Source organism: Streptomyces sp. WAC 01529, from assembly GCF_003945545.1.
GTDB lineage: Bacteria > Actinomycetota > Actinomycetes > Streptomycetales > Streptomycetaceae > Streptomyces > Streptomyces anatolicus.
Genome location: NZ_CP029617.1, coordinates 3,764,343 through 3,782,774 on the forward strand (window position 1 = coordinate 3,764,343; position 18,432 = coordinate 3,782,774).

At 71.3% G+C, this 18,432-nt stretch carries 21 protein-coding genes; 12 read left to right on the forward strand and 9 right to left on the reverse strand.

The genetic code is table 11. The features are described 5' to 3' along the window. Position 1: 1 nt before the first annotated feature. A complete protein-coding gene (locus DMA15_RS16795; protein ID WP_125513636.1) occupies positions 2-763 on the reverse strand; it encodes a phosphoglyceromutase in 762 nt (253 codons plus the stop codon). Between the two features lie 194 nt (positions 764-957). Between DMA15_RS16795 and DMA15_RS16800 the strand changes: the two genes are divergently transcribed. Next, a complete protein-coding gene (locus DMA15_RS16800; RefSeq protein WP_125513638.1) occupies positions 958-2,235 on the forward strand; it encodes an MFS transporter in 1,278 nt (425 codons plus the stop codon). A gap of 30 nt (positions 2,236-2,265) precedes the next feature. Here DMA15_RS16800 and DMA15_RS16805 read toward each other — a convergent pair whose 3' ends face one another. Both DMA15_RS16805 and mshA read right to left on the reverse strand, forming a co-directional pair. Further along, the gene (locus DMA15_RS16805; RefSeq protein WP_125513640.1) at positions 2,266-2,766 is read right to left on the reverse strand and encodes a YbjN domain-containing protein; all 501 of its coding nucleotides are present in this window, start codon (positions 2,764-2,766) and stop codon (positions 2,266-2,268) included. Beyond that, positions 2,759-4,114: a D-inositol-3-phosphate glycosyltransferase gene (gene mshA, locus DMA15_RS16810; RefSeq protein WP_125513642.1), complete on the reverse strand. Its 1,356-nt coding sequence runs from the start codon at positions 4,112-4,114 to the stop codon at positions 2,759-2,761. The genes DMA15_RS16805 and mshA overlap by 8 nt, the downstream gene beginning before the upstream one ends. 168 nt (positions 4,115-4,282) lie before the next feature. Between mshA and DMA15_RS16815 the strand changes: the two genes are divergently transcribed. The 3 genes from DMA15_RS16815 to DMA15_RS16825 all read left to right on the forward strand — a co-directional run bounded on the left by DMA15_RS16815 (position 4,283) and on the right by DMA15_RS16825 (position 8,224). Next, positions 4,283-5,080 carry a class I SAM-dependent methyltransferase gene (locus DMA15_RS16815; protein WP_125513644.1) on the forward strand — a complete coding sequence of 266 codons (798 nt, stop codon included), beginning with the start codon at positions 4,283-4,285 and terminating at the stop codon, positions 5,078-5,080. Between the two features lie 200 nt (positions 5,081-5,280). After that, positions 5,281-6,387 carry a C40 family peptidase gene (locus DMA15_RS16820; protein WP_125513645.1) on the forward strand — a complete coding sequence of 369 codons (1,107 nt, stop codon included), beginning with the start codon at positions 5,281-5,283 and terminating at the stop codon, positions 6,385-6,387. Positions 6,388-6,649: 262 nt separating this feature from the next. Then, positions 6,650-8,224, forward strand: a complete 1,575-nt coding sequence (locus tag DMA15_RS16825) for a fused response regulator/phosphatase (protein WP_125517833.1) — start codon at positions 6,650-6,652, stop codon at positions 8,222-8,224. A 22-nt stretch (positions 8,225-8,246) separates the two neighbouring features. Here the strand turns inward: DMA15_RS16825 and DMA15_RS16830 are convergent, their stop codons facing one another. The 3 genes from DMA15_RS16830 to DMA15_RS16840 all read right to left on the reverse strand — a co-directional run bounded on the left by DMA15_RS16830 (position 8,247) and on the right by DMA15_RS16840 (position 9,857). Further along, positions 8,247-8,579 carry a DUF2516 family protein gene (locus tag DMA15_RS16830; RefSeq protein WP_206302746.1) on the reverse strand — a complete coding sequence of 111 codons (333 nt, stop codon included), beginning with the start codon at positions 8,577-8,579 and terminating at the stop codon, positions 8,247-8,249. Between the two features lie 138 nt (positions 8,580-8,717). Next, positions 8,718-9,356 (reverse strand): hypothetical protein, encoded by a 639-nt coding sequence (locus DMA15_RS16835; protein ID WP_125513646.1) that lies wholly within the window; start codon positions 9,354-9,356, stop codon positions 8,718-8,720. Between the two features lie 33 nt (positions 9,357-9,389). After that, on the reverse strand, positions 9,390-9,857 hold the full coding sequence (locus tag DMA15_RS16840; RefSeq protein ID WP_125513647.1) for a helix-turn-helix transcriptional regulator: 468 nt from the start codon (positions 9,855-9,857) through the stop codon (positions 9,390-9,392). A 223-nt stretch (positions 9,858-10,080) separates the two neighbouring features. Between DMA15_RS16840 and DMA15_RS16845 the strand changes: the two genes are divergently transcribed. The 4 genes from DMA15_RS16845 to DMA15_RS16860 all read left to right on the forward strand — a co-directional run bounded on the left by DMA15_RS16845 (position 10,081) and on the right by DMA15_RS16860 (position 12,183). Then, positions 10,081-10,536 carry a DUF6228 family protein gene (locus tag DMA15_RS16845; protein WP_164551772.1) on the forward strand — a complete coding sequence of 152 codons (456 nt, stop codon included), beginning with the start codon at positions 10,081-10,083 and terminating at the stop codon, positions 10,534-10,536. Then, positions 10,533-11,006, forward strand: coding sequence for a hypothetical protein (locus tag DMA15_RS16850; RefSeq protein WP_206302748.1), 474 nt, complete (start codon positions 10,533-10,535; stop codon positions 11,004-11,006). The genes DMA15_RS16845 and DMA15_RS16850 overlap by 4 nt, the downstream gene beginning before the upstream one ends. A gap of 383 nt (positions 11,007-11,389) precedes the next feature. Further along, the gene (locus tag DMA15_RS37500) at positions 11,390-11,632 is read left to right on the forward strand and encodes a hypothetical protein (RefSeq protein WP_240659829.1); all 243 of its coding nucleotides are present in this window, start codon (positions 11,390-11,392) and stop codon (positions 11,630-11,632) included. A 29-nt stretch (positions 11,633-11,661) separates the two neighbouring features. Then, a complete protein-coding gene (locus DMA15_RS16860; RefSeq protein ID WP_125513648.1) occupies positions 11,662-12,183 on the forward strand; it encodes an ATP-binding protein in 522 nt (173 codons plus the stop codon). Between the two features lie 2 nt (positions 12,184-12,185). On the opposite strand, the gene rox is transcribed toward DMA15_RS16860, so the two are convergent. Then, positions 12,186-13,655 carry a rifampin monooxygenase gene (rox, locus tag DMA15_RS16865; protein ID WP_125517837.1) on the reverse strand — a complete coding sequence of 490 codons (1,470 nt, stop codon included), beginning with the start codon at positions 13,653-13,655 and terminating at the stop codon, positions 12,186-12,188. A 205-nt stretch (positions 13,656-13,860) separates the two neighbouring features. Between rox and DMA15_RS16870 the strand changes: the two genes are divergently transcribed. From DMA15_RS16870 to DMA15_RS16880, 3 genes are all read left to right on the forward strand, one after another. Then, positions 13,861-14,280: a helix-turn-helix transcriptional regulator gene (locus DMA15_RS16870; RefSeq protein WP_206302937.1), complete on the forward strand. Its 420-nt coding sequence runs from the start codon at positions 13,861-13,863 to the stop codon at positions 14,278-14,280. A gap of 10 nt (positions 14,281-14,290) precedes the next feature. Continuing rightward, entirely contained in the window at positions 14,291-14,701 is a 411-nt protein-coding gene (locus tag DMA15_RS16875) for a VOC family protein (protein ID WP_125513649.1), read from the forward strand. Between the two features lie 94 nt (positions 14,702-14,795). After that, entirely contained in the window at positions 14,796-15,926 is a 1,131-nt protein-coding gene (locus DMA15_RS16880) for a MerR family transcriptional regulator (RefSeq protein WP_125513650.1), read from the forward strand. Between the two features lie 93 nt (positions 15,927-16,019). Here DMA15_RS16880 and DMA15_RS16885 read toward each other — a convergent pair whose 3' ends face one another. Beyond that, positions 16,020-16,412 carry a helix-turn-helix domain-containing protein gene (locus tag DMA15_RS16885; RefSeq protein WP_125513651.1) on the reverse strand — a complete coding sequence of 131 codons (393 nt, stop codon included), beginning with the start codon at positions 16,410-16,412 and terminating at the stop codon, positions 16,020-16,022. 117 nt (positions 16,413-16,529) lie between these two features. Here DMA15_RS16885 and DMA15_RS16890 point away from each other — a divergent pair, with 117 nt between their 5' ends. Continuing rightward, on the forward strand, positions 16,530-17,423 hold the full coding sequence (locus DMA15_RS16890) for an NAD(P)-binding domain-containing protein (RefSeq protein WP_125513652.1): 894 nt from the start codon (positions 16,530-16,532) through the stop codon (positions 17,421-17,423). A gap of 22 nt (positions 17,424-17,445) precedes the next feature. Here DMA15_RS16890 and DMA15_RS16895 read toward each other — a convergent pair whose 3' ends face one another. Continuing rightward, on the reverse strand, positions 17,446-18,423 hold the full coding sequence (locus tag DMA15_RS16895) for a WYL domain-containing protein (RefSeq protein ID WP_125513653.1): 978 nt from the start codon (positions 18,421-18,423) through the stop codon (positions 17,446-17,448). Positions 18,424-18,432: the final 9 nt, after the last annotated feature.

The window sequence follows — 18,432 nt, forward strand, 5'->3', positions numbered from 1 at the left end:
CTTACTTCTTCTTGCCCTGGTTCTTGACCGCCTCGATCGCCGCCTTCGCGGCCTCCGGGTCGAGGTAGGTGCCGCCCGGGTTCAGCGGCTTGAAGTCGGCGTCCAGTTCGTACGAGAGCGGGATGCCCGTCGGGATGTTCAGGCCCGCGATGTCCGCGTCCGAGATGCCGTCCAGGTGCTTGACCAGGGCGCGCAGGCTGTTGCCGTGGGCCGCCACCAGGACCGTCTTGCCGGTCAGGAGGTCGGGGACGATGCCGTCGAACCAGTACGGGAGCATCCGGACGACCACGTCCTTCAGGCACTCCGTCTGGGGGCGCAGCTCGGGGGGGAGCGTGGCGTAGCGCGGGTCCGCGAACTGGGAGTACTCGGCGTCGCGGTCCAGGGCGGGCGGCGGGGTGTCGTACGAGCGGCGCCACAGCATGAACTGCTCCTCGCCGAACTCGGCGAGCGTCTGGGCCTTGTCCTTGCCCTGGAGGGCGCCGTAGTGGCGCTCGTTCAGGCGCCAGCTGCGGTGCACCGGGATCCAGAGGCGGTCGGCGGACTCGAGGGCCAGCTGCGCGGTGCGGATCGCGCGCTTCTGGAGCGACGTGTGGACCACGTCGGGGAGCAGGCCGGCGTCCTTGAGCAGCTCACCGCCGCGGACCGCCTCCTTCTCGCCCTTCTCGTTGAGGTTGACGTCCACCCAGCCGGTGAACAGGTTCTTCGCGTTCCATTCGCTCTCGCCGTGGCGGAGGAGGATCAGCTTGTACGGTGCGTCGGCCATGCCTCTGAGCGTAATCGAACCCCGGCGGGCCTCGCGCGCGGGCGTGGCGGCCCCGAGAGGGGAGCGCGAGGGGCGCGTGAGAGGCGGGAGCGCGGGTGACGGTTGACGGGTCGCGTCAATCGAGTGGCGGGGGCGGATCACGGGGTCGTAATGTGTGACGGCTGCTAGAGACGCTTACATTCGGGGGGACCGCGATGTCATTCACCGCCATGAGACGTGCCGTCACCGAGAGCGTCTCAGGTCTCCCCCGCGCCTTCTGGTGGCTGTGGACGAGCACCCTGGTGAACCGGCTGGGGGCCTTCGTCGCCACCTTCATGGCGCTCTACCTGACCCTGGACCGGGGCTATTCCGCCTCGTACGCGGGGCTGGTCGCCGCCCTCCACGGGCTCGGCGGCGTCGTCTCCTCGCTGGGGGCGGGGGTGATGACCGACCGGCTCGGGCGGCGGCCCACGCTGCTGATCGCGCAGGCGTCGACGGCCGGTTCCGTGGCGCTGCTCGGCTTCATGGAGCAGCCCCTCGCGATCGCGGGCGTCGCCTTCCTGGTGGGCATGGCGAGCAACGCGTCGCGGCCCGCCGTGCAGGCGATGATGGCGGACATCGTGCGGCCGGAGGACCGCGTGAGGGCGTTCTCGCTCAACTACTGGGCCATCAACCTCGGCTTCGCCATCTCCTCGGCGGGCGCCGGGTTCATCGCCTCGTACAGCTATCGCGCCGGTTTCCTCATCGAGGCCGCCATGACGCTGGTCTGCGCGATCGTCGTCTTCGCGAAGCTTCCCGAGTCGCGGCCCGTGCGGAGTGCGCTGGAGAAGGCCGCCGAGCCCGAGGTCGGGCTCGGGACCGTCCTGCGGGACGGGCGGTTCATGGGAGTCGTGGGGCTTTCGTTCCTCGTGGCGCTGATCTTCCAGCAGGGGTCCGTGGGACTGCCGGTCGCGATGGGCGAGGCGGGGTTCACACCCGCCGACTACGGGCTCGCGATCGCCGTGAACGGCGTACTGATCGTCGTCCTCCAGATCCCCGTCACGCGCTTCATCGAACACCGGGACCCGCGGCGGCTGTTGGTGATCTCGTCGGTCGTCGCGGGGTACGGCTTCGGGCTCACCGCCTTCGCCGGGTCCGTCGGGGTCTTCGCGCTGACGGTGTGCGTGTGGACGCTCGCCGAGATCGTCAACGCGCCGACCCAGACCAGCCTGGTCGTACGCCTCTCCCCCACCCATGGCCGCGGGCGCTACCAGGGCATGTACACGATGTCCTGGTCCGTGGCCGCGCTGGTCGCGCCGCTGATGTCCGGTTTCATGATCGACCGGTTCGGGGCGGAGTGGCTGTGGGGGGCGTGTGCGGTGATCGGGACGGGGGCCGCGGTCGGGTACTGGGGGCTCATGCGGGGGCTCCCCGAGGAGAAGGAGGAGGCCGCGGCGGACGTTTCCGTGGGGGACGTCAGTGCCGCCGAGCCCGTGCGCCAGCCTCAGGCCTAGCCCGTCGCGCCCGTACCAGCTGACGCCGGGTCAGTCCTTCGGCTGGGTCAAGTGGGTGAACGCGTCGAGGTTCCGCGTCGACTCCCCCCGCGAGACCCGCCACTCGTACTCCTTGCGGATCGCCGACGCGAAGCCCAGTTCGAGGAGTGTGTTGAAGGAGTCGTCGGCGGCGGAGAGGACCGAGCCGAGGAGCCGGTCCAGCTCGGCGGCGGTGACCGCGGCGAGCGGCAGTTTGCCCGCGAGGTAGATGTCGCCGAGCGAGTCGATCGCGTAACTCACGCCGTAGAGGCGGAGGTTGCGTTCGAGGAGCCAGCGGTGCACCGCCTCGTGGTTCTCGTCGGGGTGGCGGATCACGAACGCGTTGAGGGAGAGCGAGTGCTTGCCGACCCGGAGCGAGAGCGTGGTCGAGAGCTTGCGCGTACCCGGCAGCTTCACCACGTACGCGCCGGGCTCGGGCGCCTCCCACTCCAGCTCGGCGTCGTCCAGGGTCCGCTCGATGATCGTCGTCGCGGGGTCTGCCTGCTCAGCCATGGTGCGAGCGTACGTGACGGCGAGAACTGCGGAAATCGTGCATGGCCGCGGTGTAGACGTCCGCCGTGGCGGACGCCGCCGTGTCCCAGCCGAAGGACTGCGCGTGCCGGGCCGCCGCCGCCCCCATGCGGTCCACAAGCTGTGGATGGTCGGCGAAATCGCGCAGCACGCGCGCGTAGTGGGCCGGTTCGTGGCCGGAGATCAAGAAGCCCGTCGTCTCGTCGCGTACGGCGACGGGCAGGCCGCCCACCGAGGCCGCGAGGACCGGCGTACCGGCCGCCTGTGCCTCGATGGCGACCAGACCGAAGGACTCGCTGTAGGAGGGCATCACGAGGACGGACGCCGCCCGGAACCAGTCCGCGAGCTGCTCCTGGCCCACCGGCGGCTGGAAGCGCACCACATCCGCGATCCCCAGCTTGGCGGCGAGCTTCTGGAGGCCTTCCGGCTTCGCGAGGCCGCTGCCGCTCGGGCCGCCCACGATGGGCACGACGATGTTCGAACGGAGGGCGGGCCGCTCGTCCAGGAGCACGGCGACCGCGCGGAGCAGCACGTCAGGGGCCTTCAGGGGCTGGATGCGGCCCGCGAAGAGGGGGATCAGGGCGTCCTGCGGGAGCCCCAGGCGGTGGCGGGCCGCGGCGCGCCCGTCGGCGGGGCGGAAGCGGTCGAGGTTGACGCCGGGGTGGACGACGGCGACCTTGCCGGCGTCGGCTTCGTAGTGGCGGATGAGTTCGTCGGCCTCTTCGGAGGTGTTGGCGATGAGGCGGTCGGCGGCGCGGACTATCTGCGTCTCGCCGATGACGCGGGCGGCGGGCTCCGGAGTGTCGCCCTCGGCGAGCGCGGCGTTCTTGACCTTGGCCATGGTGTGCATGGCGTGGACGAGGGGCACGCCCCAGCGCTCGGCGGCGAGCCAGCCGACGTGGCCGGAGAGCCAGTAGTGGGAGTGGACCAGGTCGTAGTAGCCGGGCCGGTGGCCAGCCCAGGCCTGCATCACGCCGTGCGTGAAGGCGCAGAGCTGGGCCGGCAGCTCTTCCTTGGCGAGGCCTTCGTAGGGCCCCGCGTCGACGTGGCGCACGAGGACGCCGGGCGCCAGCTGCACGCTCGGCGGGAGGGCGCCCGTGGTGGCCCGCGTGAAGATCTCGACCTCGATGTTGATCGCGGCGAGGCGCCTGGCCAGCTCGACGATGTAGACGTTCATGCCGCCCGCGTCGCCCGTGCCGGGCTGGTGCAGCGGCGAGGTGTGCACGCTCAGCATCGCCACGCGGCGCGGGCGCCGGTGGGTGCCGGGGATGCGGAGTCGGGAGGGTGCCGCCGGGGAGCGACGCCCGAGCCTGGACACGTACTGGCTCACGTGGCGGTCCTCCTTGCGTACGGGCATGACGACGGGGAGGGCGTACGTACCTCCAGTGGGTGAACACCGGAAGCCGTTGCTCCATTTCCGCCCCGCTCCCCCACTCTCCCTTTTTGCCAAAGTGTTACCCGGCGTCTCTCAACCGCCTCGCCCGCATACCCTCTCCCTATGGCCCCACGCACCCCTTCCCGCCCCGTGGGAACGGTGACGCGCGGGACCACGAACCCCAACCGGCTGCGCCGCATGGACCGCTGGATCGCCGCCACGCACGGCGCCGCCCTGCGCCGCTCCCCCGATCCGGTGGCCGTCGACCTCGGCTACGGCGCCTCGCCCTGGACCGCCGTAGAACTGCTGCTCCGGCTGCGTACCGTCGCTCCCCACGCGCGCGTGGTCGGCGTCGAGATCGACCCGGCGCGGGTCGCGGCGGCGAAGCCGTACGAGCGCGAGGGGCTGACCTTCCGGCACGGCGGCTTCGAGGTGCCGCTGGCGGGCAGTCCGGCCCTGATCCGCGCCGCGAACGTCCTGCGGCAGTACGACGAGGAGCAGGTCGCCGCCGTCTGGGAGCGGCTGTGCGCGCGGCTCGCCCCCGGCGGGCTGCTCGTCGAGGGCACGTGCGACGAGATCGGGCGGCGGCACGTGTGGGTCGCGCTCGGGCCCGAGGGGCCGCGCACGGTGACGTTCGCGGCGCGGCTCGGCTCCCTGGAACGCCCCTCCGACCTCGCCGAGCGGCTGCCGAAGGCGCTGATCCACCGGAACGTGCCGGGCGAGCCCGTACACGCGTTCCTACGCGACTTCGACCGGGCCTGGGCGGCCGCGGCGCCGTACGCGTCGTACGGGGCGCGGCAGCGGTGGATCAGGGCGGTACGGGACCTGGGCGCCGACTGGCCCGTCCTCGACGGGAGTTCGCGGTGGCGGCAGGGGGAAGTGACGGTGCTCTGGGAGGCGTTGGCGCCGCGGCTCGGGTGAACCCCGAGTCCATTCGGAGGACACTCGGGGTGAACCCCTACGCCACCCGAAGGCCCCACCCGGAGAGCACCCTGAGGCTCTGACCTGCGGGGAACGGACGCCGCACGCCGTTCGTCAGATGTGGCGGACGGGGGATCGGAGTTTGCTGTCGGACTCTGTCGCATTGGGCGTCGGCGTGGCACCATCCCGTGGACGACCAGATGTTACTGACGGTAAATCAGCTATGGGGGTGGCGGGGCGTGACCGGCAGGCGATACTCGACGGCGGCGACCGTGGCGCTGATCTGCGCGGCCGTGGTGATGACCGCGCCGGGAGCGGCGTACGCGAGCCCTTCTCCCCCTTCCAGCCCCGCGGCGCCGACGCCACCGTCGGATGCGTCACTTGAGAAGGTCCGCAAGGAGATCGAGAAGCTGTACCACGACGCGGGCGTGGCGACGGACGCGTACAACGCGGCCGAGGAGAAGGCCGACAAGCAGTCCGAGCAGATCGTGAAGCTGGCCAAGGACATCGCCAAGGGCGAGGCGAAGCTGAAGAAGCTCAAGGCGCGGGCGGGCGCCGCGGCCCGCGCGCAGTACCGCGGCGGCGGGCTGCCGGACGAGGCCCGGCTGATGCTCAGCGACGACCCGGGCCAGTTCCTGGACGGCGCGGGGCGCATCCGGCAGGGCGAGAAGGCCACCAAGAGCATGCTGACGGAGCTGGACAGGACCCAGGACGACCTGCGGATCTACGCCAAGGACGCCACGGCCCGCTGGAAGAAGCTGGAAGCCAACCGCAAGGCGAAGGCCGCGTCGAAGAAGAAGATCAAGAAGAAGATCGCGGACGCGGAGAAGCTCGAATCGAGACTGGAGAAGAAGGAGCGGGACCGGCTGCGGAAGCTGGAGGAGGAAGCGGCCCTCAAGAAGCAGTCGGCGTGGGTGAGTTCGGGCATCCTCGATGACATCGGCGGCAAGGCCACGCCACAGGGCAAGAAGGCGATCGAGTTCGCCACGGCCCAGATCGGCAAGCCGTACGTGTGGGGCGCAGAGGGCCCGGGTTCGTACGACTGCTCGGGGCTCACGTCGAAGGCCTGGGCGAAGGCCGGGCGCGGCATCCCGCGGACCTCGCAGGAGCAGTGGAAGCGGCTGCCGCACGTCGCCGTGGAGAACATGCGCCCCGGTGACCTGATCATCTACCACGCGGACGCGAGCCACGTCGGCATATATCTGGGCGACGGCGCGATCGTGCACGCGCCGCGGCCGGGCCGGGACGTGACGATCGCGGGGGCGGGCTCGATGAAGATCCTCGGGGTCGTACGGCCCGACAAGTAGCGGTACGGCGCGGGGGCGGGCGTCAGCGGCGGGGCGTGTGACCCAGTGCACGCCCCGGGCCCCCGCTCAACCCCCGGGGCGTGATGTTCGTCATCCGGGTGGGACCGTGCCGTGCCCAATTGCGTTCCTGGATGCGGCATATGACGGTGGCCGTGCGCCGCGCGGCATTCCACTGGAGGCTCGGCTACCGCTAAGGTCCCCGTCGGTGCCGCGTCGACCTGCGTGGTGCCATGCCCTCGGGGGGAGGGAAGGAAACCAAGCGATGCCCGTACCCATACCGCGGCAGAGAGAGATCCCGGCCGCGGAAGGCGGTCAGGCTCACGCGGCGCCCCGCCACGATCCGGGGGTGCCCGCGCACCACACGACCACCGACGGCAGCGGAGTCTCCGGCGCCTCCGGCGCGGGCGCAGGAGCTGGCGCGGGGCTTTCCGGCTCCGGCGCGGGGCGTCTCGGCTCCGGCGCGGGGCGTCTCGGCTCCGGCGCGGGCGCTGGCTCCGGCGCGGGGCGTTCCGGCTCCGGCACCAGCACCGGGCTCTCCGGCACCAGGACTGGGCACTTTGGCGCCACCACCGGTACCAGGCCCCTCGGCCCCGGCACCGGCTCCAGCCCCGCCCTCAGCCTGCTGGTGATCGAGGACGACCCCTCAGGGGCGCTCAGCGTCCCCGCGCTCCTCGACCCGGCGGGCAAGCCCATCCGTATCCGCACCGCCCGCAACCTCACCGAGGCCGAGCGGCTGCTCACGGACGACGTGCACTGCATCCTGCTCGACCTCGCCCTGACCGTCCCCGCCACCCCCGCCGCCCCCGGGCCCGCCGCCCTCGCCGCCCCCGAGGCGGACGCGGACGTGGACGAGCTGGCCGCCCTCAAGCACGTACTGCGCCTCGCGCCCCGGCACGCCGTCCTCGCGCTCACCGCCAACGACGACTCCGAGCTGGGCGCCGAGGCCGTGCGTGTCGGCGCCCAGGACTACCTCCTCCGGGACGAGCTGGACGAACGGCTCCTGAGCCGCGCCATCCGGTACGCGGTGGAGCGCAAGCGCGCCGATGTCGCCCAGCGCCAGCTGACCGAGTCACGGCTGCGCGCCCAGGAGAACGCCCGCCTGGAGCGCGGCCTGCTGCCCACGCCGCTCCTGGACGGCTCGCCGCTGCGGTTCGCCGCCCGCTATCGCCCCGGCCGCTCCCGCGCGCTGCTCGGCGGCGACTTCTACGACACCGTGCGCACGCCCGACGGCTCCGTGCACGTCATGATCGGCGACGTCTGCGGCCACGGCCCCGACGAGGCCGCGCTCGGCGTGGAGCTGCGGATCGCCTGGCGCGCGCTGACCTTCGCGGGCCTGTGCGGCGACGAACTGCTCTCCACCCTCCAGAAGGTCCTGGAGCACGAGCGCGCGGACGACGAGATCTTCGCGACGCTCTGCACGGTCGACATCGCCCCCGACGGCCGCCGCGCCGGGCTCTGCCTGGCCGGACACCCGTCGCCGCTGATCGCCCGCGAGGGCCGCCTCGCCGAACTCCTGCCCTACGAGGACGGGGGCCCGGCCCTCGGCCTGCTGCCGCGCGCCCGCTGGCCGCGTCGGCAGGTGGAGCTGGGCGGGAAGTGGAGCCTGATGCTCTACACGGACGGCCTGATCGAGGGCCGGATCGGCCAGGGCAAGGAGCGCCTGGGCCAGGAGGGCATGGTGGAGATGGTCCGCCGCCAGATCGCCTCGGGTCTCCAGGGCGACGAACTGCTCGAAGCCGCCGTGAACGAGGTGCGGGACCTCAACGGCGGCGATCTGACGGACGACGTGGCGGTCCTGCTCCTGGACCGGACACCGGGCGGCCGCGGCCAGACGTAGGGCCCGCCCACCCGGGGGGGGTCTACCGCCCGCCGTTGTACGGCCCGTAAGGCCCGTCGCTGCTGGAGCCGCCCCGGCGACCGCCGCCACCGGTGATCTGCCGGAGCGCGGGCCGCACGTCCACCATGTAGACGATGGTGGCGATGAGGCCGATGATCGGCAGGAACGACAGGATGTTGAAGATCAGGTTCACCACGAAGGCGAGCCCGAGGATGATCAGCCAGAACGGCTTGGTCTTCTTGTCCGCGGCCCGATAGGCGTCCTCGCGCCGGACGGCGGCGTCGATGAGCGCGAATCCGCTGAACACGATCAGGGCCAGCGACAGCAGCCACATGAAGTTCGCGAACCCCTGCATCAGCACAACGTCCACCACCAGTCTCGGCTCTTCATTACGCGGCCACGGTACCCCGCTACCCCGTCAACGGGGCGGACACTCCACGAGTGCCCGCCCCGAAGCCACTTGTCCCAGCAGGTACTACTGCTCGGCGGGCCGCTACTTGGCGGGCGGCGTCTTCTTGGCAGCCGTGGTCGTCGTCGATGTCGACGTCGACGTCGCCGTCTTGCGGGCCGGCGCCTTCTTGGCGACGGGCTTCTTCGCCGGGGCGGTGGTCACGCCGGTCGGCTCGGAGGCCACGACGACCTTGGGCTCCGCCGCGGTAGCGGTGGGCTTGGGGTCCGCGTCCGGCTCGACCGTCTCGGCCAGGTCGAGGATCTCCTCGGCGGCCTCGCCGCGCCAGGCCTTCACGGCCTGCTCGCCGTGCTCGGCGACCTCGTCGTACTTCTCGCGCGCCTTGACGGCCAGCTCGGCGGCGACGCCGACACCGCGCAGCGCGAGGTCCTGGGCGGTCTCACCGAGCTTCTTCAGGTCGGTGTCGATGGTGCCGAGCACCTCTGTGACCTTGGCCTGGATCGTCTCCTGCGCCTCCTTGGCGCGGGCGGCGGCCTTGTCCTGGACGTCCTTGGGGTCGGTGTTGCGCACCGCCTCGAAGCGCGACGGCGCCTCGGCGATCAGCTGCTCGACGATGCCCGGCACCTTCTTCGCCTGCTGGAAGGCGAGGTCCGCGGACCCGGCGACGAAGTATGCGGGGGTGGTGTTGGTGAGGGTCTTGCGCAGGTCATCGGTGATGGCCATGACGATGGTCCTCCCGGAATCGCGTCAGCTGGTTCAGCTTGGGGGTGTCTGCTTCGGGCCGGCATCGCTGCCGTCGGCCGTGCGCGGGCCGTCAGCGCTCTCGGTGTCCCTGTCCGCGTCCACGTACGCCGCGTCATCCGCGTACGACGCACTCTCGAAGCCGTTCTCCTTGCGGAACGACTCGTAGATCTGCAACAGCACCTGCTTCTGGCGCTCGTTGATGGAGGGGTCGGCGAGGATGACGGCGCGCGTCTCCAGCTCGTCCCGCTCCTTCTCGTCGAGGATCCCGGCCCTTACGTACAGCGTCTCGGCGGAGATCCGCAGCGCCTTGGCGACCTGCTGCAACACCTCGGCGCTCGGCTTGCGCAGGCCGCGCTCGATCTGGCTCAGATACGGATTGGACACCCCGGCGGCATCGGCGAGCTGCCTGAGCGACAGCTGCGCGTTGCGCCGCTGCTCGCGCAGGTACTCGCCGAGATTGCCGACGTTCAGTGATGCCATGCCTCGATGGTGCGCCACCCTTGCTAACTCTTGCAAGCACCTGCTTGCAAAAGTGCGCCACGCCACTCGGTGCCCGATGTTCTCCCGGGGCCACCCTCGCGCAGCCGAACAGCGGACCGGCATCACTATGGAGCGCGTCCGTGCCACTGCCGAAGCCGTTCTCCCCGCCACCGACAACGAATCCAAGTGACGTCGAACGGCCTGCTGACCTAGCGTTCCGCCCATGAGCACCCCAGACGTCGGTACTGACGACGAGACCGGCGTGACCGTCCGCTGCCAGGACAACGCGTCCGTCGGCGTGACGTTCTGCGACCGGTTCAGCTTCGACGCGGACTCCGTGCACTATGCCGTCGAACTACGGGCCCCTGGTCTGACCGCTCGCGTCAACGAGGTCGTCGCCTGGATCTGGGACAGCGGTCTCACCGTGTTCCTGGACGAACTCGCCGCCGACTACCGGGGTTGGGACGGCGAGCGGAACTGGCAGACCCTCGACCACGACCTGACGGTGTCAGCGGTCTTCCGGTCCGGCGGCCACGTGGGGCTGACCTGGGCCTTGCGGCCCTGGACGCAGGACGCAGGCGGGTGGGGCGCCTCGGTGACCACCTGGCTGGAGGCCGGCGAGCAGATGACTTCCCTGGCGGCCGATGTCCGCGCCTTCCTCACCGAGGCGCATCAGTGACATCCGGCATGCGCCTCACCTGGACGCTGACGGGAACCGGGTGGGCCGACTGCACCCTTGAAGACCACCAGGCAAAGGCCGAACTCACCGCGTCCTACATCACCAGTGCGCCCGAGGAACTCCTGACCGCGGTGGCCCGGCTCGTCGCGGGCGAGACGGAGACCCGTGCCCAGTTCGAGGCCGAGCCGACGGCCTACCGGTGGCTCTTCTACCGCGAAGGCGTGGACAGTTGGACCCGCGTGCTGGAACTGCGGCACGGCAGCGATCACGACAACAAGGGGACCGAGATCTGGTCCCGCCGGCTCGACATCGACCAGCTCGCCCGCTCTGTGATCCGTTGCTTCGACGAGGTCGCGCGGGCCTATGGCGAGAGCGGCTATCGGGGCAAGTGGGGCGAACACTTCCCACGAACCGAACTCGAAGCCCTCAGACGCCTCTGGCAGGCCCACCATCGCAGCGATGACGCATAGCCGCAGCAGCCCGATGCTCAGGTCACCGCCTCGCGATGGCCCACTTCTACCGAGACGGGACATGACAGCTCTGCCCGTTCCGTTCAAGGGCGCCCGAGGGCCCGGAAGGTCCAGCCGGCTTCGCGCCAGGAGTCGGCGTCGAGTGTGCCGCGAGGGCCCGCGCGCACGCCCGTGAGAACGACCCGAATGCCGCCTCGCGGGCCCTGAAAGCCTCCAGGGACCTACTGGGACAGGCCGGGAACGACAATCGTGAGGAGCCCGCGTGGATCGACTTCTATACGCACTCCCGGCTCTCCGCGGACGCCGCCGAGATCTTCCGCGATCCGAGAAACCCCAAGGCCGCCCTGGCCTGGAACCAGCAGGCCACCACGATGCCGACCGGGGTGTTCACCCGATCCGTCGGCATGCGGCTCGCCATCGTCGGTACCGCCCACCTCCAGGCCCGCGACCTCGACCGCGGCCTCGAACTCGGCAACCGAAGCGTCGACATCCTCGCCCGCGTGCAGTCCACCCGGGCCACGGACTACGTCCGTGAATTCAACACCGCCCTCGCCCCATGGTGCCGCGAACCGGCCGTCCGCGAGTTCGTCCGGCGAACCCGCGAGGAACTCCGGGTCGCCGCCTGAAACAGCGCCGCGGACGCTACCGTCAGCCCATGATCGTATGGCTCAACGGCACCCACGGCGCGGGCAAGACGACGACCAGTGCGCTCGTGCGGCAACTGCTGCCCGATTCACGGGTGTTCGACGCCGAGAAGGTCGGCGAGACGCTCATGGACATCACGCCGCCGCTGCCCTGGACGGGCAACTTCCAGCACTGGCCGCCGTGGCGGCCGCTCGTCGTCGAGACCGCTCGGCGCGTGCTCGACTACACCGGCGGCACGCTGGTGATGCCCATGACCGTCCTGGTCGAGGAGTACTGGCGCGAGATCAGTACCGGGCTCGGCCAACACGGCATTCCCGTACGGCACTTCGTGCTCCACGCCGACCAGGAGACCCTTCGCGGGCGCATTGAAGGGGACACCGTCCTCGGGCCCTCCGCGTTCCGTCTCGCCTACCTGGAGCCCTACGCCGAGGCGGCTTGGACGTGGCTGCACGGTGCCGCCGAAGTCGTCGACACCACGCACCTCACGCCCGCCCAGGCCGCCCAACGGATCGCCGAGGCCGTCAAGAGCTGATGTCAGGCCGCCGCCGCGCCGAACCACGTCGGCAGGTGGTCGAGCAGGTCCCGCTGGTCCTCGCCGACCCACGCCACGTGGCCGTCCGGCCGCAGCAGCACCGCGCGGACGCCCAGCTCGTCCAGCGCGTTCCGCCCACCCGGCTCGCCCGGCTCGCCCAACTCCTCGCTGACGTCCACGACATGCTCGACCCGGTCCTCCCAGCCCGCGACCGACAGCGTGCCGGTCCGGTCGAGCAGCAGGCCGCGGCCGGTGCGCATCAGTTCGTAGAGGCGGCCCTGCTTCAGCTGTACGTCCCGCAGCCGGCGGCCGAGGAGTTCGTGGCCCGCGCCGAAGTCGTAGCGGACGTCGACCGCGGTGATGATCCCGGTCATGTACCGGTTGACCTCCTCGAAGTCCATCAGCTTCGAGAACAGCTCCCGCAGCGCGGTCGCACCCGGATCCGTGCCGAGCAGCGTGATCTGCGCGCGCGTGTTGGCGAGCACGGCGGCCCCCACCGGGTGCCGTTCGGCGTGGTAGGTGTCCAGGAGCCCTTCCGGAGCCCAGCCGTTGACCGCGGCGGCCAGCTTCCAGCCGAGGTTGAACGCGTCCTGCACACCGAGGTTGAGGCCCTGCCCGCCGGTCGGCGGGTGGATGTGCGCCGCGTCGCCCGCCAGCAGCACCCGGCCCACGCGGTACCGCTCGGCCTGCCGGGTCGCGTCGCCGAACCGGGAGAGCCAGCGCGGCGAACGCGCGCCGAAGTCCGTGCCCGCCCAGGCCCGCAGCCGCTCCTTGAACTCGTCGAGCGTCGGCGCCGCGCGGTCCTCGGACACCCCGTCGGCGGGCACGATGACGCGGTACCACCCGTCCCCGAGGGGGTGGGCGCCGAACCGCAGTTGGGTCTTGTTGACCTCCGCGACGGCGGCGGCGATCGCCTCCGGCGCCTCGGTCAGCTCCATCTCGCCCAGCATCGTCTCGACCTTGGCGGGCTCCCCGGGGAAGTCGACGCCGAGCTGCTTGCGCACCGTGCTGCGGCCGCCGTCGCACCCGACGAGGTAGCGCGCGCGCAGCCGCGTGCCGTCCGCCAGCTCGACGCTCACCCCGTCCTCGTCCTGGCTCAGCCCGACCACTTCGGTGCCGCGGCGGATCTCCGTACCGACGGCGACGGCGTGCTCGTCGAGGATCCGCTCGGTGACCGGCTGCGGGGCGGCGACACCGTACGGATGCGCCGTGTCCATCCCTTCCGGCCACGGCTTGGCCACACCGCCGAAGAGGCCGCCGACCTGGAACTTCTCGCTGACGGCGAGGAAGTGCTCCAGCAGGCCGCGCTGGTCCATCAGCTCGACGCTGCGCGCGTGCAGGCCCTGCCCGCGGGACTGCCCGGTCTGCTCGGTCAGCTTCTCCAGCACGACCACCTGTACACCGTGCAGCCGCAACTCGCCGGCGAGCATCAAACCGGTCGGTCCGCCGCCGACCACGATTACGTCAATCATCACTACGCCCATTCAACGAGTTCGCCATTTATGCAGGTCCTGGCCTTGGCCGGTCATTCTGCGGCACGCCAGGGGCCTTGCCGCAAGCCCCCCTGTGCGCTATAAGTTGAGAGTGGCAAGGAGCGGGAAACCTCCTTGCCTTCGTCATGTGTGCGGCCGTGTGCGCAGGCATGCGTACAACCGTGTGTGTAGCGTTTTACGTGTGGTGTCCCTCCCCGATCTCGTCCGGCTGCGGCAGGCCCGCGACCGCATGGACCGTGACTACGCGCAGCCGCTGGACGTCCCCGCTCTCGCGCGCGACGCCCTCATGTCCCCGGGGCACTTCTCGCGCAGTTTCCGTGCCGCCTACGGCCAGACTCCGTACAGCTACCTCATGACCCGCCGCATCGAGCGGGCCAAGGCGCTGCTCCGGCGGGGCGATCTGAGCGTCACCGACGTGTGCATGGCGGTGGGCTGTACGTCACTGGGGTCCTTCAGCTCGCGGTTCACCGAGATCGTCGGGGAGAGCCCGAGCGCGTACCGGGCCCGCGATCATGGAACGGGCGCCGGGATCCCGGCCTGCCTCGCCAAGATCTACACCCGGCCGGTCAGGAACGGAGAAGCGAAACCGCCTGGCCCTGCCTAGCGTGGTGGGCATGGAAATCAACCTCGCACAGTGCTTCATCGCCGTCGACGACCACGACAAGGCGCTCGCCTTCTACCGCGACGTACTCGGCCTGGAGGTGCGCAACGACGTCGGGTTCGAGGGCATGCGCTGGGTGACCGTCGGCTCGCCCACGCAGCCCGGCGTGGAGATCGTCCTCGAACCCCCGCTCGCGGACCCGAACGCCACGGAGTCCGACCGGCAGGCGATGGCCGAGCTGATGGCCAAGGGTCATCTGCGCGGCGTCATCTTCCGGACCGATGACGTCGACGCCCTGTTCGAGCGGATCCGCGCCGCGGGCGGTGACGTCCTCCAGGAGCCGATGGACCAGCCGTACGGCGTACGGGACTGCGCCTTCCGCGACCCGGCCGGGAACATGATCCGCTTCAACCAGCCCAGTTGACCTTCACCTTGGGTGAGGCCGCAGCATCGGTGGGGCCGGGCGGACAGTCCGGCGCCGGGCAGCGTGCCCGGCACGAGGAGGGCAGGGGCGGGCAATGGGGTTGCTGACCATCGGGGCGTTCGCGAAGGCGTCCCGGCTGTCACCGAAGGCGCTGCGGCTCTACGACGAGCTGGGGCTGCTGACCCCCGCCCGCGTCGACCCGGTCACCGGCTACCGGCTCTACGTGCCCGAGCAGCTCGCGCGGGCCCGGCTCGTGGCCTGGCTGCGGCGGCTCGGCATGCCGCTGGCCCGCATCCGGCACGTCGGGACGCTGGACGCGGCGGGCGCCGCCCAGGAGATCCGCGCGTTCTGGGCCCGGGTCGAGGCCGACACCGCCGCCCGGCGGGATCTGGCCGCCTTCCTCGTCGACCACCTGTCCAGGGAGGACCCCGCCATGACCCCGATCGCCGAACCGCTGGAGATCCGTTACGCCGCGCTGTCCGACACCGGCCTGGTCCGCGAGAGCAACCAGGACACCGCCTACGCGGGCGCCCGCCTGCTCGCCGTCGCCGACGGTTACGGGCCCGGCGGGGCGCCCGCCGGGGCCGCCGCCATCGACGCGCTCAAGCGCCTCGAAACCGAGGGCATCCCGGCGGGCCAGCTCCTCAACGCCCTTGAGGACGCCGTCGAACAGGCCGCCTCGGCCGTACGCGAAGCCGCCGCCGACGGCGCCGCTTCCCGCTCCGGCTCCGATCCCGTCTCCGATACGTCATCGCTGTCGCCGTCGCCGTCGCCGCGTGAGGCCGGCACCACACTCACCGCGATGCTCTGGACCGGCTCGCGACTCGCCCTCGTCCACATCGGCGACACCCGCGCCTACCTCCTGCGGGACGGCGAACTGTTCCAGGTCACCCACGACCACACCCTGGTGCAGTCGATGGTCGACGAGGGCCGCCTCAGCCCCGAGGAGGCCGCGTCGCACCCCCAGCGGGCGCTGCTCATCCGCGCCCTCGGCACCGGTGAGACCACCGCCGACCTGCGGCTTCAGGAGGCCCGGCCCGGCGACCGCTATCTGCTCTGCTCCGACGGGCTGAGTGCCGTGGTGCCCACCGAGGAGATCCGGCAGGTGATCACGAGGGCCGGCGATCCCGATCAGGCGGTACGCGAACTCATCGCCCTGGCCAACGGCTCCGGCGGCCCCGACAACGTCAGCTGCGTGGTCGCCGACGTCGTCACGGGTGGGTAGCCACTTTTTTGTGGGTACTTGGCGTGCCGCCCTTCTCGGGCCAACCTGGTGACCACGCCGCAACGCACGGAAGGGGAGCCCGATGACGAAGCGTCAGGACGCTTGTGACAGGACGGAATCCGCCCTGGACTCGGGCTGGGACACCGGCTCCCGCCCGGCGAGCCTGTCCAGGCGGCGGTGGCCCCAGTCCGCCAGAGGGGCCAGCGCCTCGCAGAGGTCGCGGCCGAACTCCGTGAGGGAGTAGACCGTCTTCAACGGCCGTACGTCGTACACCTCCCGGTGCACGAGCCCGTCGGCCTCCATCTCGCGCAGCGCCTGAGTCAGCACCTTCTCGGTGAGCCCCGGCAGCAGCCGCAGCATCTCACCGGGACGGTGCGGGCCCTTTTCGAGCGGCCACAGCAGCGCGGTCTTCCACTTGCCGTCGATCACGGCGATCGCGGCGGTCACCCCGCACACGTTCGGGTCCTGGGCACGGCTGCGCGTCATCTCTGATCCCTCTCCATCCTCATCACTGCGCCATTCCTCCACGCCGCAGGCCGCCGGCAGCAAGCCGCTGACCGGCGGTCGCCGGCCGATTCGCCATGCCCACAAGGGAGTTGACCGATGTCTTCGTACGTCCCCCAGTCTGCCGTCACCGTTCTCGGTCTGGGACCGATGGGCCGGGCCCTCGCCACCGCTTTCCTGGCGGCCGGGGTGCGGACCACTGTCTGGAACCGTACGCCGGGGCGGGACGCCGAGCTGATCGAGCGGGGCGCGCTCGGCGCTCGTACGCTCGAAGAGGCCGTCACGGCGAGTCCGCTGACCGTCGTCTGCGTGGTCAATTACGACGCCTCGGACGCACTGCTGCGACCGGCCGCCGTCACCACCGCGCTCAAGGGACGCACCCTGGTGAACCTCAGCGCCGACACACCCGACCGCGCGCGGGACACCGGGCGCTGGGCCGCCGAGCACGGCATCCCGTACCTGGACGGGGCGATCATGACGCCGACCGACGTCATCGGCACACCGGACGGCGTCTTCCTCCACAGCGGTCCCGCCGAGCTGTACGAGCGTCATCGCCCCGTCCTCGACGCGCTGGGCGGCACGCACACCCACCTCGGTGAGGAGATCGGGCGGGCGGCGGCGTACGACATCGCGCTGCTCGACATCTTCTGGACCGCGATGACCGGGTACATGCACGCCCTGGCGCTGGCGAGGGCGGAGGGCGTCTCGGCGCGGGAGCTGGCCCCGTTCGCCAAGGGCATCGGCGCGATCCTGCCGCCGATCTTCGAGGAGGCCGCCGGGGAGGTGGACGACGGCACCTTCTCGGGCGAGGGGAACCCGATCACGTCGGCGGCCTCGACGATGGCCCACGTCATCCACGCCTCCGAGGCCCACGGCATCGAGGCGGGCGTGATGCGCGCCGCCGAGGGCCTGGCCCGCCGTGTCATCGCACGGGGCCACGGTGGCGACGGCGCGACCCGGATGGTGGAGCTGCTCGGGCTCGGCCACCGCTGAGCGGGCCCGAGGTCCGCTGACGTCAGGGAAATCCGTAGGTCTTGGCAAGGGTGGTCACCGTGGCGGCCATGGCCCGGCGCAGCTCCGGCGGGGCGATGACCTCGACGTCCGCGCCGAGTCGCAGCAGTTCGCCGCACGCGTGCTCGATGCCCTCGGTGGGGATGACCGCCTCGACCCATCCCTCGCCGTCGGGAGCGGTCGCGGTGGACTCCACCGAACGCACCACCTCCGGGGGGACGTTGTCCGGCAGGCGGCGGCGCCCTCGCGAGGACAGGCGGATGGTGGCCGTGCCGGTGTAGCGGCGGGCCTGGAAGTCGGCGAGGTACGAGGCCCAGTACGCGGCCAGGTCGAAGTCCGGCGGGCGGTCGAAGCGTTCGTCGGCGGGTGCCGCGTCCAGGATCTGGGTGACGCGGTAGGTCGCGGGTCCCTTCTCCGTGGCGGCCACGAGGTACCAGGTGCCGGACTTGAGGACCAGGCCGTAGGGGCGGAGGCGGCGGCTCACCTCCTGCGGGGCGCGCCAGCGGCGGTAGCGCACGTCCACCGCGCGCCGGGTGAGCACCGCGTCCACGAACACGGGGAGGTACGGGGTCTGTTCGGGCTCCCGGTACCAGCCGGGGGCATCCAGGTGGAAGACGGTCGCCACCCGCGCCGCCTCCTCCCGCAACCCGGTCGGCAGCGCGGCGAGCAGCTTCAGCCGGGCGGCCGTCACCTCGGACGCGAGCCCCAGGTCGGCGGCCGGACCGGGCAGCCCGGCGAAGAACAGTGCCCGCGCCTCGCCCTCGGTCATCCCGGTCAGGCGGGTGCGGTAGCCGTCGAGCAGTTGGTAGCCGCCCCCGCGGCCGGGCTCCGCGTAGACCGGGACCCCCGCGGACTGGAGCCGCACCAGGTCACGGTAGGCGGTGCGCACGGACACGTTCAGCTCGTCGGCGATGGCCCGGGCGGAGAGGCGGCCCCGCGATTGCAGCAGCAGGAGCACCGAGAGCAGGCGGCTGGCGGACATGCGGGCATT

Coding starts and splice junctions, on each gene's coding strand:
- DMA15_RS16895 (WP_125513653.1), bottom strand. CDS start 18,423: ATGTCCGCCAGCCGCCTGCTCTCGGTGCTCCTGCTGCTGCAATCGCGG.
- DMA15_RS16845 (WP_164551772.1), top strand. CDS start 10,081: ATGAGCACCCCAGACGTCGGTACTGACGACGAGACCGGCGTGACCGTC.
- DMA15_RS16825 (WP_125517833.1), top strand. CDS start 6,650: ATGCCCGTACCCATACCGCGGCAGAGAGAGATCCCGGCCGCGGAAGGC.
- DMA15_RS16800 (WP_125513638.1), top strand. CDS start 958: ATGTCATTCACCGCCATGAGACGTGCCGTCACCGAGAGCGTCTCAGGT.
- DMA15_RS16840 (WP_125513647.1), bottom strand. CDS start 9,857: ATGGCATCACTGAACGTCGGCAATCTCGGCGAGTACCTGCGCGAGCAG.
- rox (WP_125517837.1), bottom strand. CDS start 13,655: ATGATTGACGTAATCGTGGTCGGCGGCGGACCGACCGGTTTGATGCTC.
- DMA15_RS16880 (WP_125513650.1), top strand. CDS start 14,796: ATGGGGTTGCTGACCATCGGGGCGTTCGCGAAGGCGTCCCGGCTGTCA.
- DMA15_RS16875 (WP_125513649.1), top strand. CDS start 14,291: ATGGAAATCAACCTCGCACAGTGCTTCATCGCCGTCGACGACCACGAC.
- DMA15_RS16835 (WP_125513646.1), bottom strand. CDS start 9,356: ATGGCCATCACCGATGACCTGCGCAAGACCCTCACCAACACCACCCCC.
- DMA15_RS16820 (WP_125513645.1), top strand. CDS start 5,281: ATGTTACTGACGGTAAATCAGCTATGGGGGTGGCGGGGCGTGACCGGC.
- DMA15_RS16830 (WP_206302746.1), bottom strand. CDS start 8,579: ATGCAGGGGTTCGCGAACTTCATGTGGCTGCTGTCGCTGGCCCTGATC.
- DMA15_RS16885 (WP_125513651.1), bottom strand. CDS start 16,412: ATGACGCGCAGCCGTGCCCAGGACCCGAACGTGTGCGGGGTGACCGCC.
- DMA15_RS16805 (WP_125513640.1), bottom strand. CDS start 2,766: ATGGCTGAGCAGGCAGACCCCGCGACGACGATCATCGAGCGGACCCTG.
- DMA15_RS16860 (WP_125513648.1), top strand. CDS start 11,662: ATGATCGTATGGCTCAACGGCACCCACGGCGCGGGCAAGACGACGACC.
- DMA15_RS16815 (WP_125513644.1), top strand. CDS start 4,283: ATGGCCCCACGCACCCCTTCCCGCCCCGTGGGAACGGTGACGCGCGGG.
- DMA15_RS16890 (WP_125513652.1), top strand. CDS start 16,530: ATGTCTTCGTACGTCCCCCAGTCTGCCGTCACCGTTCTCGGTCTGGGA.
- DMA15_RS16795 (WP_125513636.1), bottom strand. CDS start 763: ATGGCCGACGCACCGTACAAGCTGATCCTCCTCCGCCACGGCGAGAGC.